The sequence below is a fragment of the Tsukamurella strandjordii genome (assembly GCF_039525985.1).
GTDB classification, from domain to species: domain Bacteria; phylum Actinomycetota; class Actinomycetes; order Mycobacteriales; family Mycobacteriaceae; genus Tsukamurella; species Tsukamurella strandjordii.
This window is the reverse complement of sequence record NZ_BAAAII010000006.1, coordinates 427,437-444,255: the sequence shown is the minus strand read 5'-3', so window position 1 is coordinate 444,255 and position 16,819 is coordinate 427,437. Positions and strand designations below refer to the sequence as shown.

Sequence of the window (16,819 nt, the reverse complement as noted above, 5' to 3'; positions counted from 1 at the left end):
GCTCCGACAAGTAGGTCAGTTCCGTAGCGTCCGCAGCGCGATCTCCGAGGCCAGGGCCGAGGGGGCGCGCAGCGGAAGCCAATGGTCGCCGTCGGGTACCTCGCTGAGCCGGTAATCGGCCCGCAGGTACCGGGCGGTGCCCCTGGCCTGCGCCTGTCCCGCGATCGCATCGCGGGTGCCCCACACCAGCGTGGTGGGCACCTCGATCACCGGACAGTCCAGGCCCTCGCCACCGGGCACCATGTTCGCCCGGTACCAGTTCAATCCCGCGGTCAGCGTGGCGTTGTTCGCCACCGCGTCGATACCGCCTCCCGGCGCCGTCGCCAGCAGCGTGCGCGCATTGTTGTCGAGCAGCTGCTTCTCCGCCTCCCCCTCGGTGAGGAACAGCTCCAGGTATCGCGACCGCTGCCGCTGGTCCGGATCCGAGGCCATCGCCTCGCCGAAGGCCGACGGGTGCCCGAAGGAGACCGCCGTGAGGCTCATCGCCCGCAACGGGTACGCGGCGGCGAAGTGCCACGCCACGGTGGCGCCCAGCCCGTGCCCCACGAGGTGCGCGTACGGGATCTCCAGCGCATCGAGCACACCCGCGGCGTCCTCGGCGAGCTGTTTCATCGTGTAGTTGTCGACGCCCTCGGGTCGCGCGCCGGCGCTGTACCCGCGTTGCCGCGGCGCGACGGTGCGCAATCCGGCCTCGTGCAGGCGCTCACGCACCTGGTCGAAGCACTCCTCGGTCTGCGGAAACCCGTGCAAGAGCAGCACGGGAACCCCGTGCTCAGGTCCCCCGACCGAGACGTCGAAGGTCCACGACCCCACGGGAACCTGCACCGTGCTCGGAGTATCGATCGGCATGGTGGATAACGCTAGTCACTGACGATGCGAAGCGGCGGCAGGATGGCCGAAAACACGCCAGACCGTTGCAAAGGTGCGACGATCGTGTCCACATCGCAGTGCTCCTCGATCGCGTCCGCCAGCCGGTCGAGCTGGGCCGATCGCGCACCGTCGTAGCTGGATTCCGGGCCGAGGTCCGTACCGGGGAAGGTGCGGCGCAGGTAGGCACGCCGGAATTCGTCGGCGCCGAACAGCCCGTGCCAGTGGGTGCCGAGGACGGCGCCGTGCAGTGCCCCCTCGGGACCGTCGGGTCCGTCGAGGAGCGGTGCCTCGCCGGTCCGTACGACGGCGCCGTGGTGGATCTCGTAGCCCGTGGCCGGTACGCCGAGGCCGGTGCCCGCCACCGTCCGCACGCACTTGCGGGCGCCGAACTCGATGTCGAGGTCGAGCAGGCCGAGGCCCTCGACGCGGCTGCCAGGCGCGGCCTCGACGCCCGTGGGATCGGTGATGCTGCGGCCGAGCATCTGGTACCCGCCGCAGATCCCGACCACGGGGCGTCCGGCGGCGGCGCGGGCCGCGAGGGCCGCGGCGAGCCCGCGCTCACGCAGCCAGGTGAGGTCGGAGACGGTGGCCTTGGTGCCGGGCAGCACCACGAGGTCGGCGGCGGCCACATCGGCGGGACGGGTGGTCCAGCGGACGGTCACGGCGGGCTCACAGGCGAGCGCCTCGACATCGGTGGTGTTGGACACCCGGGGCAGCGCGATGGCGGCCACCTGCAGGGCGTCGGCGCGGCGCGATCCGGGGCCCACGAGGTCGGTGCCGAGTGCGGCGAGCGAATCCTCGGCGTCGAGCCACAGGTCGGGCAGGTGCGGCAGCACGCCGAGCGTGGGGCGCTTGGTGATCTCCGCGAGCTGGTCCAGGCCGGGCTCGAGGATCGACGGATCGCCGCGGAACCGGTTGATCAAGAACCCGTAGATGCGGGCCTGATCGGCGGGCGAGAGCACGGCGACGGTGCCGGCCAGGTGCGCCAGGACGCCCCCTCGGTCGATGTCGCCCACCACGAGCACGGGGAGGTCCGCCGCCTGGGCGAGTCCCATGTTGGCGATGTCGGTGGCGCGCAGGTTGATCTCGGCGGGGCTCCCGGCGCCCTCGCAGAGCACCACGTCGAAGTCCTCGCGGAGCGCGGTCAGGGTGGCGGTCACCTCGTCGAGCAGCCAGCGGCGGCGGGTGACGTAGTCCTTCGCGCCGACATCGCCCACGGCGCGGCCGTGCAGCACGAGCTGGGAGCGGCGGTCGCTGCCGGGCTTGAGCAGTACGGGGTTGTACCGGACCGACGGTGCCAGACCGCAGGCGAGCGCCTGCGTCGCCTGTGCGCGGCCGATCTCGCCCGAGGTCCCATCGGGTTCGACGGTGGCCACGGAGTTGTTGGACATGTTCTGCGCCTTGAACGGCGCCACCCGCACACCGTTGCGGGCGAGCAGCCGGCACAGGCCCGCGGTCACGGTGGACTTGCCGGCGTCGCTGGTGGCGCCGGCGATCAGCAGTGCGCCGTGGAGATCCACGCTTACGCGCTGGGCAGCGTGAGGATCTCGGCACCGTCGTCGGTCACGACGAGGGTGTGCTCGAACTGCGCGGTCCACTTCTTGTCGGTGGTGGCCACGGTCCAGCCGTCGGGCCAGATCTCGTAGTCGAGGCCGCCGAGGTTGATCATGGGCTCGATGGTGAAGACCATGCCGGGTTCGAGCACGGTGTCCACGTTCGGCTCGTCGTAGTGCAGCACCACGAGGCCGTTGTGGAAGGTCTCGCCGATGCCGTGGCCGGTGAAGTCACGGACCACGGTGTAGCCGAACCGATTCGCGTAGGCCTCGATCACGCGGCCGACCACGTTGAGCTCGCGCCCGGGCTTGACGGCCTTGATGGCGCGCTCGGTGGCGATGCGGGTGCGCTCGACCAGCAGGCGGTGCTCCTCGGAGACGTCGCCGGCGAGGAAGGTGGCGTTGGTGTCGCCGTGCACGCCGTCGATGTAGGCGGTCACGTCGATGTTGACGATGTCGCCGTCCTGGATCACGGTCGAGTCCGGGATGCCGTGGCAGATGACCTCGTTGAGGCTCGTGCAGCACGATTTCGGGAAGCCGCGGTAGCCCAGGGTCGACGGGTACGCGCCGTGGTCGATCATGTACTGGTGGGCCACCCGGTCGAGGTGGTCGGTGGTGACTCCGGGCGCCACCTCCGCGCCCGCGGCCTGCAGCGCGTCGGCGGCGATCCGCGAGGCCAGCCGCATCTTCTCGATGGTCTCCGGGGTCTGCACCCACGGCTCGTTGCCCTCGTTCGCCGACTTCTTGTCGACGTACTCGGGGCGCGCGATCTGGGACGGGACGGCCAGCCGCGGCGAGACGGTGCCGGGGACGAGTGCAGCGCGGGTCATCCCTCCAGCCTAATCGTCCCCGCCGCCCCGTCGCCCCGCCTCCCCATCCCCCTCCCATCCCCTCCACTTCCCCCTCCCACCCCTCTTCTTCCGCCCCCAACCTGACTTAACTGCGTTAGCCCACACGACGTCCTGGGCGGATGCCTACACATATCGCTGTTAAGTCAGGAGGGGCTAGGTCAGAGGAGGAGCTAGGTCAGGGAGGTCGGGATCCAGTAGTGGCACAGAGGCGCGGTGAAGCCGTGCGCGCGGGCGTAATCGTCGACGGGCCGGATTCGTGCGAGGACGCCGCCGGCCGATTCGACGGTGCGGCGCGAGCCGATGTTGTCGTCGTCGCAGGTGACGAGCACCTCGGGCAGGCCGAGGCGGGCGGCCTCGGCGAGCATCAGTGCGAGCGCAGCGCCGGCGACGCCCTTCCGGCGCTCCGAGGGACGCACGTGGTAGCCGATGTGGCCGCCCAGTTCGGCGAGCATCTCGGTGAGTTCGTGGCGGAGCTGAATCGCTCCCAGGTAGCGATCGCCCCGAACGATCCAGCGATTGGTCGCGGGCACCACGGTGTCGGTCCGCTCGACCGTGGCGTTCGCGGCGAGCCGGTCCACCCAGGCGGCGAATCCGGCCGGATCACGACGATCGAGACCGCGGGCCAGCGCGCTGCCCGCCCCCGGATGATGCGCGGTATCGCCCCACTCGGCGACATTGCGCAACCACTCCTCGTGCAGGTCTGCGCGCGGCGCGATCAGTTCGATGCCCATGCCGCCACCCTTCCCCGGCCTTCGGGGCGGGGCAACCGAATTCCGTGGGACCCGGTCAGTTCGGGACGGCGCCGACCGGGGCGTCGAACCGGTCGAAGAACTCCTTGGTCACCGCGACGGCGTTGTCGGAGCTGCCACCGAGCACCACCATCGTCGCGAAGGCGAGATCGCCGCGGTAGCCCACGAACCAGGCGTGCGAGCCGCCCTCGACCTCGGCCTCACCGGTCTTGCCCAGGATGTCGCCGGACCCGCGGATCAGCTCGGCGGTACCGGAGGCGACCACCTCGCGCATCATGGCCCGCACCCCGTCGACCGCCCGGGGATCCAGCGGCGGGCGGTCACCGTCGACCTTGGTCGGCTTGCCCAGCAGCAGCTGCGGAGTGACCGCGCCGCCCTTGGCCACTGCCGCGGCGACCAGCGCCATGGAGAACGGGCTCACCAGCACCTCGCCCTGGCCGAAGCTGTCCTCGACCTGGTTCACCATGGCCTTGGGCGTGGGGTACTGGCCGGAGGCCACCGGCAGCCCCTGGATGTCGTACTCGGGTCCGACGCCGAGTTCCGCGGCGGCCGTGGGCAGTGCGTCGAAGGCCATCTTCGATCCGAGGTAGGCGAAGCTGGTGTTGCAGGACCGGGCGAAGGCGCGCTGCATGGTGACGTCGCCGAGCGCGAACCGGTTGTAGTTGGGCACCTCGCGCTCGCCGATGGTGAGTGTTCCGGGGCACGGCACGATCGTGTCGGGCGTCGCGGTGCCGGTGGAGATCGCAGCGGTGGCGGTGACGATCTTCCCCGTAGACCCCGGCGGATACAGGCCGGAGGTGGCCAGCGACCCGAGCTTGTCGGCCTCCGGATTCTGCGCCACGGCCAGTACGTTCCCCGTGGACGGCTGGATCACCACCATCATCGACTGCCGGTCGCGCCGGGTGTTCACCGCGGCCTGCGCCGCGGCCTGCGCGATCGGCGAGATGCTCACCGTGGCGGAGGCGGCGGTCTTCGGCGGCGTGCTGGTGAGGGTGACCACCTGGGCTCCGGTATCGGCCTGCACCACCACTTCCCAGCCGTCGGTGCCGCCGAGATCGCCCTCCACGTTCTTCTTGATCGACGACATGAGCGCGGGCGCGAAGGTGCGGTCCGTGGACACCAGATCTGCCTGCTCGACGAGCGTGACGCCGGGCAGCGCGGTCACATCGCCCGCCAGCTTGCGCAGATCGTCCTGGTTCACGGTGGCCACCACGTAGGGCCCCTGGAACGAGGTGGCCTGCTCGGTGAGCTGCACGGGGTCGAGCCCCGGGACGATGGGTTGCAGTGCGCGCGTGAGCTGTCCGGCCACGTCGAGCACCGTGGTGGGCGCGGTGACCTTCGAGGCCTCCAGGCGGATCCGGGTCACCACACCGGGCACCAGCACCGACCCACCCGATGCCGAGTTCACCGGCGCCTTGGGCGCGGCGAGGGCCTTGAGCACCATCGTCTGATTGGCGCCGAGCCGGGGGTGCAGCACCGTCGGGTCCCAGCGCACCTTCCACTGGCCGTTCTCCTGTACCGCGGTGAACGTGCCCTGATAGCTCCACGTGCGGTTCGACCTACCGCGGTCGGCGGGCAGATCCCACACGTACTCGTAGTCCACGGCGCTCGTGGAGCCCTGCGTACGCACCTGCCCCACTTTGAGTTTCACGCCCCGCGCCTGCAAACCCTCGAAGGTGCCCTGCAGCATCTTCTTGGCGGCGGAGGGCGTGGTGGTGAGGTTCGCGGCGCCGTCGAGATCCTTGTCCGCGAGGGCGGCACCGAAGCGCACGGCCACCGGACCGGGACCGTTGATGTTCGCGGTTGCGCAGCCGCCCGACACGACCATCGCCACGAGGGCGACGATCACGACGACACGGGTGCGCAGGTTCTTCACCGGGACAGGGTATGACGGTGCGCGGACCGGGCCGGGTTGCCGCGCGGGCCTGTGAAGACTGAGACGCAAGTGACCTCACCGCGGTGCGCCGCACACCGAACTGACTCATGAGTAAGATAGCGCCATGTCCACTCCCACGAGCCGGCGCGCCGTGATCGTCTCCGGCGCCCGCACCCCCTTCGTCCGCGCCTTCGGCGACTTCGCCCAACTCGACACCATCGCCCTCGCCGGCCGCGCCGTCGAGGGCCTGCTGGACCGCGTCCCCGCCGTCGCGGACCGGATCGAGGCCATCGTCTGGGGCGGCGTGATCCTGCCCGCCGGCGCCCCCAACATCGCGCGCGAGGTGGCCATCGACCTGGGCCTGGGCCACGGCGTCGAGGGCCACACCGTGACCCGCGCCTGCGCCTCCGGCCTACAGGCCATCACCACCGCGGCCGCCGCGATCGAGCGCGGTGAGTACGACATCATGATCGCGGGCGGCTCCGATTCGGTGTCGAACGCCTCGGTCAACCTGCCGAACAAGCTGGTCCAGGCCGCGGCACCGCTGGCCCTGGGCAAGCCCTCGATCCGCGACTACGTGGGTGCCGCGCTGGGGCTCGCCCCGTTCACCGGCCTCCTGCCGAGCCGCCCGAAGATCTCCGAGCGCACCACCGGAGAGGTGATGGGCGAATCGGCCGACAAGATGGCGAAGATCCACGGCATCTCCCGCGAGGCGCAGGACGCCTACGCCGCGCGGTCGCACGCCCGGGCCGCCGCCGCCATCGCCTCGGGCCGCTTCGACGACGAGGTGGTCCCGGTGACCACGCCCGACGGCACCACCGTGACCCGCGACGGCCTGGTCCGCGACAACACCAGCGCCGAGAAGCTGGCCTCCCTGCGCCCCGTCTTCAACCGCGACGGCACGGTGACCGCGGGCAACGCCAGCCCGCTGACCGACGGTGCCGCGGCCGTGCTCGTGATGAGTGAGGACAAGGCCCGCGAACTCGGCCTGGCCCCGTTGGCCGCGATCCGCTCCTGGAGCTACGTGAGTGTCGACCCCGCCGACGAGGTGCTCATCGGCCCCGCGATCTCGATGCCGCGTGCGCTGGACAAGGCCGGCCTGGAGCTGGACGACGTCGACCTCGTCGACATCCACGAGGCCTTCGCGGCCCAGACCCTGTCGGTCCTCGATGCGCTGGCGAGCCCGGAGTGGGCGGCGGAGCGACTCGACCGCGATACCCCGGTGGGCGAGATCGACCCGGGCAAGCTGAACGTGCACGGCGGCTCGGTATCGATCGGACATCCCTTCGGCGCCACCGGGGCCCGCATGGTGACCACGATGGCCAACGAGCTCGCCCGCACCGGTAAGCAGACCGCGCTGCTCGGGATCTGCGCGGCCGGTGGGCACGGCGCGAGCGTGGTGCTGGAACGGGTCGAATGATCAGGTGACCGAGAGGCCACCGTCGACGCACAGGTTCTGGCCGGTGACGAACCGTGAGCCCTCCCCCGCCAGGAAGACCGCGGCCGCCGCGAAGTCCGACGGTGCGCCGAGCGTCCCGGTGTGGGCGCGCCGCCGGAAGTACTCGGCGCGTTCGGGATCGGCGAGGACGGCGGTGGTCATCGGTGTCGCGATCAGGCCGGGGGTCAGCGAATTGGCGGTCACGCCGCGGGCGGCCCAGGCCTCCGACTGGGAACGGGTGAGTCCGGCGATCCCCGCCTTCGCGACCCCGTAGGCCCCGCTGTTGCCGAAGGCGCGGTGCGCCTGCGTCGAGGCGACGTTGATGATGCGGCCCCAGCCGCGGGCGGCCATCCGCGGACCGTAGTGCTGTCCCAGCCGGAAGGGTGCGTCGAGGTTCACCGCGAGGATCTCGCGGTAGAGGACATCGTCGATCTCGGCGAGCGGCGGGCGGGGATTGGTCCCGGCGCAGTTGATCAGGATGTCGACGGCATCGGCACGCGCGTCGACCGCCGCGATGAGATCGTCGACCCCGTCGGCGAGGTCGGCGCTGATGCCCTCGGGTCCGAGCCGGTCACGGTCCCGGCCGGTGCGCAGGACGCGAGCCCCGGCACCGTCGAGCGCCTCCGCGATGGCCGCGCCGATCCCCGAGCTGGCCCCCGTGACCAGAGCGGTGCGTCCGGTGAGATCGAACAGTCCCGCCACCTCGGATCGCATGCCGACACCCTACGCGGGGGCCTCGTTAGGCTGGGGTGATGTTGGGCCTGACACTGATGTTCAAGCGGTTCTTCGGCGCGGTGCGCACCAGCTGGCGGGACCCGTCGATGCGCGGCGCGGTGCTCAGCCTGATCATCATCGTGACCGCGGCGACGATCTTCTACACCCTCGCCGAGAAGTGGTCGGTGATCGATTCGCTGTTCTACGCCGTATCCGTGGGGCTCCCGATGGGCAACGGCGATCTCAACCCCACGATGACCCTGTCGAAGATCTTCACGCTGGTCTACGCCGTGCTGGTGGTGGGGCTGTTCGTGACGGTGGGCGGTTCCCTCGCGAGCTCGATCGTGCAGAACAACACCGAGAAGGTCAGTCGGCTCAACAAGCGCGGCCAGGGCGATGAGCCGCAGGGCTGATCAGTTCAGCACGGCGAGCAACCAGATCCCCACGGCGCACAGCGCGCCGGCGAGTTCGATCAGGATGAGCAGTCCCGCGGCCTTGGTCGCGGCGATCGCCCCGGTCCAGCCCGCCCGAACGTCTTTGAGGCGCAGCGCTTCGGCGACGAACGTGCCACCGATGAAGCCGATCAGCAGCCCGATCACGGGGATCACGAAGAACAGCACGATCCCGCAAACGCCGCCCGCCACGAGCGACCACTTCCCCACCCCGGCCTTGGCCATGGTGCGGTGCCCCACGAAGTACTTGACCACCCACGCGATCACCATGCAGCCGAGCGCCGCGGCGAAGACGCCCCAGGCCGACCCGCCGGTGAAGATCGCCCAGATCAGGACGCCCAGCGCCACCAGGGTGGAACCCGGCAGCACCGGGATCACGATCCCCAACAGTCCGACCACCATCAGCGCGACGACCGCGACGTACCCCCACGTATTCACGCACGAATAGTAAGGGCAAGGCGTTCTCTTACACGAGTGCCGTGACGCACTCAGGTCAACAGGACCGTGGCGAAGGTCGCGACCTGCTCGAATCCCACCCGCTCATAGGCGCGGCGGGCCGGGGTGTTGAAGCTGTTGACGTACAGGCTGGGCACCCGCCCGGTGCGCCGCACCGCGTCGGCGACGGCCGCCGTTCCGGCACCACCGAGACCCCGCCCCCGCAGGTCGGGCCGCACCCATACGCCCTGGATCTGTCCGACGGTGCGCGAAACGGCCCCGACCTCGGCCTTGAAGGCGACCTCGGGACCGTCGAAGAGCACGTACGCGCGGCCGCTGAGGATCGTGTTGGCGACGCGGCGGCGGTAGGCGCGGCCCCCGTCGCCCATGCGCGGGTCGATGCCGACCTCGGCGGTGAACATCGCGATCGACGCATCGAGGTAGCGGTCGAGCTCCGCCATCCGGGCGGGCCGGACACCGGTGTGCGGCGCGCGCGAAGGACCGGCCATGACCATCAACGGCTGCTCCTCGCGGACCTCCCGCGCCGGGCCCCACGACGATTCGAGGTCCGACCACAGGGGCAGCACCAGCTCGGCGCGACCGACCACCGATGCGGCGGTGCGCGCACCGCGGCCCGCGCGGCCGGCGAAGTACCGCATCGCATCGAGATCGCCGCGCAGCGGCATGAGGTTCGCCCCGGCGAAGCACAGGGCGGAGGAGGAATCGCGGTGCGACCACAGCTCGCCGCCGAGCGAACCGGGATCGGTGCCGTACTCCTGGACACGCCCGGCCACCATGCAGGCGGCCACCGGATCCGCATCGAGGACGGCCAGCACCTTGGGCAGATCCCGCGGCGGGACCGGCCTCTCGTGCAGCATCCTCAACACGGGCGACTCCTCACGCTCTTCGCGACGGCCTACCTAGGACACGGTGACCACGGGGGTACCGCTCCCCTCACTATCCCCCGATTCCTCGGCGATCCGCAGGGCTTCCTCGATCAGGGTCTCCACGATCTGCGCCTCGGGCACCGTCTTGATCACCTCGCCCTTGACGAAAATCTGGCCCTTGCCGTTGCCGGAGGCCACACCGAGGTCGGCCTCGCGGGCCTCGCCCGGACCGTTCACGACGCAGCCCATGACGGCCACGCGCAGCGGCACCTCCATGCCCTCGAGCCCGGCGGAGACCTCGTTCGCGAGCTTGTAGACATCGACCTGGGCGCGGCCGCAGGACGGGCAGGAGACGATCTCCAGCTTGCGGGGCCGCAGGTTCAGCGACTGCAGGATGGCATCGCCCACCTTGATCTCCTCGGCCGGCGGGGCCGAGAGGGAGACACGGATGGTGTCGCCGATGCCCTCGGCGAGCAGGGCTCCGAAGGCGACGGAGCTCTTGATGGTGCCCTGGAAGGCGGGGCCGGCCTCGGTGACGCCGAGGTGCAGCGGGTAGTCGCACTGCGCGGCCAGCTGCCGGTAGGCCTCCACCATGATCACCGGATCGTTGTGCTTGACCGAGATCTTGATGTCGCCGAAGCCGTGCTCCTCGAACAGCGAGGCCTCCCACAGCGCCGACTCGACGAGCGCCTCCGGGGTGGCCTTGCCGTACTTCTCCATGAGCCGCTTGTCGAGCGAGCCGGCGTTGACGCCGATGCGGATCGGGATGCCCGCGGCGCCGGCGGCCTTCGCCACCTCGCCGACGCGGCCGTCGAACTCCTTGATGTTGCCCGGGTTCACGCGCACGGCGGCGCAGCCGGCGTCGATCGCGGCGAAGATGTACTTCGGCTGGAAGTGGATGTCCGCGATCACCGGGATGTTCGCCTTCTTGGCGATGATCGGCAGCGCATCGGCGTCCTCCTGCCGGGGGCAGGCCACGCGCACCATGTCGCAGCCGGACGCGGTGAGCTCGGCGATCTGCTGCAGCGTGGCGTTCACGTCGTGGGTCTTGGTGGTGCACATGGACTGCACCGAGATGGGGCTGTCGCTGCCGACGCCGACTCCGCCCACGTTGAGCTGGCGGGTCTTGCGGCGGGGTGCGAGCGTCGGGGCCGGGGCTGCCGGCATTCCCAAACCTACGGACATGTGCTGCTACTCCAGTTCAGTTGAAGAGCTTGATGGGATTGACGATGTCGGCGGTGAGCACTAACAGCATGTACCCGCCGGCGAGGGCGAGCACCACGTAGGTCAGCGGCGCGAGCTTCATGTAGTCGACGGGGCCGCCCTTGCGGCCGGTCACCAGGTCGCGCAGCTTCTCGAAGATCACCACGGCCATGTGCCCGCCGTCGAAGGGCGGCACCGGCAGCAGGTTGATCAGGCCCAGCATGAGGTTGAGGCCGGCGAGCAGCAGGAAGAAGACCTGCCACATGTCGCGCTCGGCCACCTCGCCACCGATCATCGCGGCGCCCACCATGGACTGCGGGGTGTCGAGGCCGCGCTTCTCGCCCTTGATCGCGTCGATCAGGGCCGGCACCTTCTGCGGCAGCTGGCCGATCGCGACCACGGTCTTCTGACCGAGGTCGAGGGTGAACGCCGCGGTGCCGCCGATCGCCGTGAGCGGGTTGTAGTGGTTCGTCACACCGAGCGTGCCCACCGTGATGCCGATGGTGGGCCCGGTGACCTCGGCGAAGTCCTTACCGTCGGGGGTCGACCGCCACTTCTTGGAGATGATGGGATCGACGGTGATCGTCTGGTCCCGGCCGTCCCGGACGATGCCGAGGGCGATCGGCCCGGAGGCCTTCTGCAGGGCGTCGATCACGGTCTCGGCGTTCACGGGAGTGCCGTTGACCGAGGCGATGACGTCGCCGAACTGCAGGCCCGCCTGCGCTGCCGGGCTGGGCTTGCACTCGCCGATCGGCTGGCCGGGCTTACCCTCCGGCGTCGGTTTGGTCGTGGCTTCGGCGACACAGCCGGTGCCGGCGACGGCCGCCTGCGCGGGGGTGTTGATGGCGGGCAGGCCGGACACCACGGCGACGCCGTAGATCAGGACGATCCCGAGGACGAAGTTCATCGCCGGTCCGGCGAACAGCACGAACAGCCGCTTCCACGCGGCCTGCTTGTACATCGCCTTCTCCTGCTCGACGGGCGTCTTCAGCTCGTCCATCAGCGTCATTCCGGCGATATCGCAGAAGCCGCCCAGAGGCAGCGCTTTGACCCCGTACTCGATCCCGTCCGGGCCCTTCGGGCGCCGGGTCGACCACAGCGTGGGCCCGAAGCCCACGAAGTAGCGCCGCACCTTCATCCCCGTGGCCTGTGCGGCCCACATGTGCCCGCACTCGTGCCACGCGATCGAGGCGAGGATGCACAGCGCGAACGCCGCGATACCCAGGCCATACATCATGGCGTCCAGAATACCGGGGCGCGGCAGTGGTGCGGACCACGTGATCGGCGCTTCCGCTCAGGGCCGAATCCGTGGACCTCGGGTCGGGTCAGGCGAGGCCGACGAGCGTCGCCGCACGGGCGCGCGCCCACTCCTCCGCGGCGAGCACATCGGCCACGTCGCGCGGCTCGGCCTGCCACTGCGCACCGTCGGACACCACCTGCGCGACGGTGTCGACGATGGCGAGGAAGGACGTGCGTCCGTCGAGGAAGGCCTGGGCGACCACCTCGTTGGCGGCGTTGAAGACCGCGGTCAGGCTGCCACCCCGGGTGCCGGCATCGCGGGCGACGGCGATCGCGGGAAAGGTCTCGTCGTCCACGGGGGCGAAGGTCCAGGTGTGCGCCTGGGTGAAATCACAGGCCACGGACGCGCCGGGGACGCGATCGGGCCAGCCCAGCGCCAGCGCGATCGGCAGCTTCATCGACGGCGGCGAGGCCTTGGCGATGGTGGCGCCGTCGACGAAGGTGACCATCGAGTGCACCACGGACTGCCGGTGCACGGTCACGTCGATGCGGTCGTAGGGCACGCCGAACAGCAGGTGCGCCTCGATCACCTCGAGCGCCTTGTTCACCAGCGTGGCGGAGTTCAGGGTGATCATCTGCCCCATCGACCAGGTGGGGTGCTGCGCAGCCTGCGCGGGTGTGACATCGGCCAGTTCCGCCCGGGTACGGCCGAAGAACGGGCCACCGGACGCGGTGAGGATCAGCCGGTCGACCTCGGCGGCCGTACCGCCGCGCAGGCACTGGGCGATGGCCGAGTGCTCGGAGTCGACGGGCACGATCTGGCCGGGCGCGGCGCGCCCCAGCACCAGCGAACCGCCGGCGACGAGGGATTCCTTGTTGGCCAGCGCGAGCCGCGCGCCGCTGTCGAGTGCGGCCAGGGTCGGGCCGAGACCGAGGCTGCCGACGACGCCGTTGAGCACCACATCGGCCTCGACCGTCTCCACCAGGCGGGTCATGGCGTCCGGGCCCGTCAGCGCGCCGTCGAAGGAGCCGGCGCGGGAGGGATCGGCGATGCCGATCCGGGCGCCGTCGATTCCGGTCGCGCGGGCCTGCTGCGCGAGCAAGTCGGGATTGCCGCCGCCGGCACCGAGCCCGACCACCTCGAACCGGTCCGGGTTCTCGGCGATCACCTCCAGCGCCTGGGTGCCGATGGAGCCGGTGCTGCCGAGGATGAGGACGCGGGTGGTCACCGCCTCAGCGTATCGGCGCGCACTCGGGGCCCGACGGTCCGCCACTCCTCGCCATGCACAGGCCAGGCTAACCTTGTGAAGTACGGAATCCCGACGAAAGGCCCGCCACGATGGCCAGCACTCTCCGCGACGGCGCGGTGTTCCCGATCTGCCTGCGCGAATTCGACGTGCTCCGCGTGACCGATGTGACACCGGGGATGCGACGCATCGTGGTCGGCGGCCCGGCGATGGACACGCACGTCCGGGACGGGGTGGAGCTGCCACCGGTACGCAGCACCGGTTTCGACGACGACGTCAAGGTGCTCCTCCCCGATCTGCACACCGGCGAGTTCCCGTTCGAGGTGCCGAAGAACACCGATCAGGGCCGCGTGGACTGGACCGACGGGTCGTTCGAGCACGCCCGCACGTACACGGTGCGCGAGATCGACGCCGACGCCGGCGAGATGAGCATCGACTTCGTCCTGCACGGCACCGGCCTGGCCGCCACGTGGGCCCGGCGGGCCGAGGTGGGTTCGAAGGTGCTCATCGCCGGGCCGAAGCACTCCGCCGCGCTCCCCCGCGATGTGGACTGGCTCCTGCTGGGCGGCGACGAGACCGCGCTGCCGGCCATCGGGCGCTGCCTGGAACTGCTGCCCCCGGGGTTCAAGGCCACCGCGATCATCGAGGTCGCCGAGCCCGCGCACCGGCAGGAGCTGCGGACGCAGGGCGATGTGGAGTTCGTCTGGCTGTACCGCTCGGAGTCGGGCGGGCAGTCGCGCATGGTCGAGACGGTGCAGCAGGCGCGGTGGCGCGGCGAGCGCCCGTACCTGTGGGTGGCGGGCGAGACGCTGACGATCAAGCCGCTGCGGCGCTGGGCGAAGAACGACAAGGGCCTGGACAAGGATCGGGTGGAGATCACCGGGTACTGGCGCCACCGCGAGGTGGCGACGGTCGAGGGCGACGCGGAGCTCGTGGACACCAGCCAGGATCAGAACCTCGCCTCCGAGATCCATGAGCTCACGGAGCTGTTGCCGCCGTTCGCGATCCGCGCCGGCGTGACCCTCGGCATCTTCGCCGCGATCGACGAGGGCGCCACCACGGCGTCGGCGATCGCCACCGCCTGCGGGACCGATCCCGCGGCCACCGAGAAGCTGCTGCGGCATCTGGCGCTGCTGGAGTTCGTGACGCGGGACGGGTCCGGCTACGCGCTGACGGCGCGCGGCGAGCTGCTCACCGACCCCGACGAGATCCTGCCGGGGAGCCTGCACAACGACCGCCTGCGCACGCGCCTCGACCTGCCCTTCACGCGGCTGGTCGACGCCGTCCGCACCGGCCGGGCCGTCCCGTTCGAGGGCGGCACGCTGCGCGAGGCGCGCCGGACCGACGACGACCTGGCCGAACAACTGCACGCCCACGCCACGCGCTGGGCCACCTATCGCGCGCCCGCCCTCCCGGAGGCGATCGATTTCGCGGCGATCCGCACCGTGGCCGTCTTCGGCGACGGCGCGGGGGTGTACGCGGACAACCTCGCCCGGCTGCTCCCCGAGGTGTCTGTGACGCTGATCGGGATGCCGAGCACGGTGGAGCGCGAGTACGCGGTGGTGGCCCCCGAGCGTCGCGCGCGCGTGACCGCCGCGCCCGCAACGGTCTTCGCGCCGCTGCCGCAGCGGTTCGACCTCGTCCTCGGCATCGACTTCCTGGAGACGCTCCCGGACGCGGACGCGCGCCTACTGCTCTCGACCTTGCGCGGCAGCGCCGGGACGGTGGCCTTCGTCGGTGACGTGCTCAATCCGGAGACCACGGACGATCACGAGACCGAGGCCGATCTGCGGGCACTGTGCCTGCACGGCGGCGGCGTGCGCACCGCCGACGAGATCGCCGCGCTGGCCGACGATGCCGCGCACCGGATCGCGCCGCTCGGCTGGGGAACTTTCGTCGTCGAGTTCGACGGGACGCCCGCCTGAGCCTCCGGGTACTCGTTTCCCATCGCAACGGCTACGCTGCGATGCATGTCGGAAAACTTCGACTCCAACGAACGTAAATTCGGCGGTGCGGGCAAGCGCGCCCGCGACGCCGATCGCGAGGAGGTCATGGGCCTGCTCGACAGCGCCCTGTCCGACGGTCAGCTCGACGGTGCCGAACATCGCGACCGGGTCGCCACCGCCCTGCGCGCGAGCACGCTCGGCGAACTCACCGGCCTCGTCGACGATCTGCAGGTCGCGGCGCCCTCGTTCCTCGCACCACCCACGGACCGCCCGGCGACACCCGCCCGGGTGACGCCGTCCGCACCCGTACCCGCGCCTGCGAAACCGCCGTCGACGAAGGTCACACGGGCGGAATCGTCCGTCGACTCGACCACCTCCACCGCGCTCATCTTCGTGGTCGTGATCGTCCTCACCGCCGTGCTCATCGGGGGCGTCGCGAAGGCGATGAACGACTCGAGCGGAGGAACGTTCGGCGATGGGGGCCCTCAGTGGTCCCGGATCTGCGACAGCGAGGGCAAGAACTGCCGCGACCAGAACGGCAGGGCCCTACCCGATGATCCACCCGCGAAGAAGCCGCCGGAGCCCGTGGCCGGTGTGCGCCTGGTCGGCAATCCGATGGCGTCGACGAACATCCGCGCCGCCTACGAGTCGATGACCACCGCACTGAAACCGGTGGCGGTCGTCTCGCTGACGATCGACCAGTGGGGCCCCGTGGCCACACTCGCCCTCCCCGACGATCCCGAGAACCTCGAAACCTGGGAGCTCCGCGACGGCATGTGGAGATACTCCTCCGACCTGCGCAATCAGACCGGCGCCCGGTTCGCACCCGATCTGATGAACCTCGACGCCATCACCACCGCGATCGCCGATGCGCCCGGAATCACCCGGACGGTCCGCGAGCCGACCAGAGTCGCGTTCGCGGCGACGGCGGTCACGATCGACTACACCGGACCGGCGGGCACCAGCTCGACCCTGATCCTGGCGCCGGACGGCACCGTCGTTCCGTGACCTAGTCGATCCGCGCGGTCCCGGTCACCGCGGACACGGGGATCGGGCCGTAGATGTGCGGGAACAGCTTGTCGACGCCCGGGGCGGGCGGCTCGTACCGCACATCGAGGCCCGTCGGATCGATGGAGAGCAGGACGAGATCGGACGCGGGAACGTCGGCGTAGAACCGCTCCCGCACGCCGCGCCACTGCTCGGCGGTGGAGGCGTGGATGAATCCGACGTCGGCGAGCGACGCGCCGCGGGTCGACATCGTGTATTCGCCGGCGGCCTGAGCGGTATCCCAGTCGGTGACGAAGGCGAGGTGGAAGATCACCCGCCCGACGCTACCGGTGATTTGCGGCGCCCCTGATA

General features: G+C 70.6%; 16 protein-coding genes. 4 read left to right on the top strand and 12 right to left on the bottom strand.

The genetic code is table 11. The features are described 5' to 3' along the window. Nucleotides 1–15 precede the first annotated feature (15 nt). From ABD108_RS13310 to ABD108_RS13290, 5 genes are all read right to left on the bottom strand, one after another. Nucleotides 16–849, bottom strand: a complete 834-nt coding sequence (locus tag ABD108_RS13310; RefSeq protein ID WP_220659255.1) for an alpha/beta fold hydrolase — start codon at nucleotides 847–849, stop codon at nucleotides 16–18. Nucleotides 850–860: 11 nt separating this feature from the next. Continuing rightward, on the bottom strand, nucleotides 861–2,390 hold the full coding sequence (locus ABD108_RS13305) for a cobyric acid synthase (RefSeq protein ID WP_343930527.1): 1,530 nt from the start codon (nucleotides 2,388–2,390) through the stop codon (nucleotides 861–863). A 2-nt stretch (nucleotides 2,391–2,392) separates the two neighbouring features. After that, a complete protein-coding gene (map, locus tag ABD108_RS13300) occupies nucleotides 2,393–3,253 on the bottom strand; it encodes a type I methionyl aminopeptidase (RefSeq protein WP_220659257.1) in 861 nt (286 codons plus the stop codon). A gap of 191 nt (nucleotides 3,254–3,444) precedes the next feature. Next, a complete protein-coding gene (locus ABD108_RS13295) occupies nucleotides 3,445–4,005 on the bottom strand; it encodes a GNAT family N-acetyltransferase (protein WP_343930526.1) in 561 nt (186 codons plus the stop codon). 55 nt (nucleotides 4,006–4,060) lie between these two features. Further along, on the bottom strand, nucleotides 4,061–5,899 hold the full coding sequence (locus tag ABD108_RS13290; RefSeq protein WP_343930525.1) for a penicillin-binding transpeptidase domain-containing protein: 1,839 nt from the start codon (nucleotides 5,897–5,899) through the stop codon (nucleotides 4,061–4,063). A gap of 124 nt (nucleotides 5,900–6,023) precedes the next feature. Between ABD108_RS13290 and ABD108_RS13285 the strand changes: the two genes are divergently transcribed. Beyond that, nucleotides 6,024–7,319, top strand: a complete 1,296-nt coding sequence (locus ABD108_RS13285; protein ID WP_343930523.1) for an acetyl-CoA C-acyltransferase — start codon at nucleotides 6,024–6,026, stop codon at nucleotides 7,317–7,319. On the opposite strand, the gene ABD108_RS13280 is transcribed toward ABD108_RS13285, so the two are convergent. After that, on the bottom strand, nucleotides 7,320–8,051 hold the full coding sequence (locus ABD108_RS13280) for an SDR family NAD(P)-dependent oxidoreductase (RefSeq protein ID WP_220659261.1): 732 nt from the start codon (nucleotides 8,049–8,051) through the stop codon (nucleotides 7,320–7,322). A gap of 38 nt (nucleotides 8,052–8,089) precedes the next feature. On the opposite strand from ABD108_RS13280, the gene ABD108_RS13275 reads away from it, so the two are divergent. Beyond that, entirely contained in the window at nucleotides 8,090–8,464 is a 375-nt protein-coding gene (locus ABD108_RS13275; protein ID WP_305110886.1) for an ion channel, read from the top strand. Here ABD108_RS13275 and ABD108_RS13270 read toward each other — a convergent pair whose 3' ends face one another. The 5 genes from ABD108_RS13270 to dxr all read right to left on the bottom strand — a co-directional run bounded on the left by ABD108_RS13270 (nucleotide 8,465) and on the right by dxr (nucleotide 13,496). Further along, nucleotides 8,465–8,941 carry a DUF456 domain-containing protein gene (locus tag ABD108_RS13270; protein ID WP_343930522.1) on the bottom strand — a complete coding sequence of 159 codons (477 nt, stop codon included), beginning with the start codon at nucleotides 8,939–8,941 and terminating at the stop codon, nucleotides 8,465–8,467. Nucleotides 8,942–8,991: 50 nt separating this feature from the next. Continuing rightward, nucleotides 8,992–9,825 (bottom strand): GNAT family N-acetyltransferase, encoded by an 834-nt coding sequence (locus tag ABD108_RS13265; protein ID WP_343930521.1) that lies wholly within the window; start codon nucleotides 9,823–9,825, stop codon nucleotides 8,992–8,994. A 33-nt stretch (nucleotides 9,826–9,858) separates the two neighbouring features. Then, a complete protein-coding gene (ispG, locus tag ABD108_RS13260) occupies nucleotides 9,859–11,010 on the bottom strand; it encodes a flavodoxin-dependent (E)-4-hydroxy-3-methylbut-2-enyl-diphosphate synthase (RefSeq protein ID WP_343930520.1) in 1,152 nt (383 codons plus the stop codon). Between the two features lie 16 nt (nucleotides 11,011–11,026). Further along, nucleotides 11,027–12,265: a M50 family metallopeptidase gene (locus ABD108_RS13255; protein ID WP_343930519.1), complete on the bottom strand. Its 1,239-nt coding sequence runs from the start codon at nucleotides 12,263–12,265 to the stop codon at nucleotides 11,027–11,029. A gap of 88 nt (nucleotides 12,266–12,353) precedes the next feature. Further along, a complete protein-coding gene (dxr, locus tag ABD108_RS13250) occupies nucleotides 12,354–13,496 on the bottom strand; it encodes a 1-deoxy-D-xylulose-5-phosphate reductoisomerase (RefSeq protein ID WP_343930518.1) in 1,143 nt (380 codons plus the stop codon). 110 nt (nucleotides 13,497–13,606) lie between these two features. Between dxr and ABD108_RS13245 the strand changes: the two genes are divergently transcribed. Beyond that, nucleotides 13,607–15,439: an SIP domain-containing protein gene (locus tag ABD108_RS13245; protein ID WP_343930517.1), complete on the top strand. Its 1,833-nt coding sequence runs from the start codon at nucleotides 13,607–13,609 to the stop codon at nucleotides 15,437–15,439. 45 nt (nucleotides 15,440–15,484) lie between these two features. Then, nucleotides 15,485–16,468: a DUF1707 SHOCT-like domain-containing protein gene (locus ABD108_RS13240; protein WP_343930516.1), complete on the top strand. Its 984-nt coding sequence runs from the start codon at nucleotides 15,485–15,487 to the stop codon at nucleotides 16,466–16,468. Between the two features lies 1 nt (nucleotide 16,469). Here the strand turns inward: ABD108_RS13240 and ABD108_RS13235 are convergent, their stop codons facing one another. Further along, on the bottom strand, nucleotides 16,470–16,781 hold the full coding sequence (locus ABD108_RS13235) for a DUF952 domain-containing protein (protein ID WP_343930515.1): 312 nt from the start codon (nucleotides 16,779–16,781) through the stop codon (nucleotides 16,470–16,472). Nucleotides 16,782–16,819: the final 38 nt, after the last annotated feature.

Coding starts and splice junctions, on each gene's coding strand:
- ABD108_RS13310 (WP_220659255.1), bottom strand. CDS start 849: ATGCCGATCGATACTCCGAGCACGGTGCAGGTTCCCGTGGGGTCGTGG.
- map (WP_220659257.1), bottom strand. CDS start 3,253: ATGACCCGCGCTGCACTCGTCCCCGGCACCGTCTCGCCGCGGCTGGCC.
- ABD108_RS13295 (WP_343930526.1), bottom strand. CDS start 4,005: ATGGGCATCGAACTGATCGCGCCGCGCGCAGACCTGCACGAGGAGTGG.
- ABD108_RS13285 (WP_343930523.1), top strand. CDS start 6,024: ATGTCCACTCCCACGAGCCGGCGCGCCGTGATCGTCTCCGGCGCCCGC.
- ABD108_RS13280 (WP_220659261.1), bottom strand. CDS start 8,051: ATGCGATCCGAGGTGGCGGGACTGTTCGATCTCACCGGACGCACCGCT.
- ABD108_RS13275 (WP_305110886.1), top strand. CDS start 8,090: ATGTTGGGCCTGACACTGATGTTCAAGCGGTTCTTCGGCGCGGTGCGC.
- ispG (WP_343930520.1), bottom strand. CDS start 11,010: ATGTCCGTAGGTTTGGGAATGCCGGCAGCCCCGGCCCCGACGCTCGCA.
- ABD108_RS13255 (WP_343930519.1), bottom strand. CDS start 12,265: ATGATGTATGGCCTGGGTATCGCGGCGTTCGCGCTGTGCATCCTCGCC.
- ABD108_RS13245 (WP_343930517.1), top strand. CDS start 13,607: ATGGCCAGCACTCTCCGCGACGGCGCGGTGTTCCCGATCTGCCTGCGC.
- ABD108_RS13240 (WP_343930516.1), top strand. CDS start 15,485: ATGTCGGAAAACTTCGACTCCAACGAACGTAAATTCGGCGGTGCGGGC.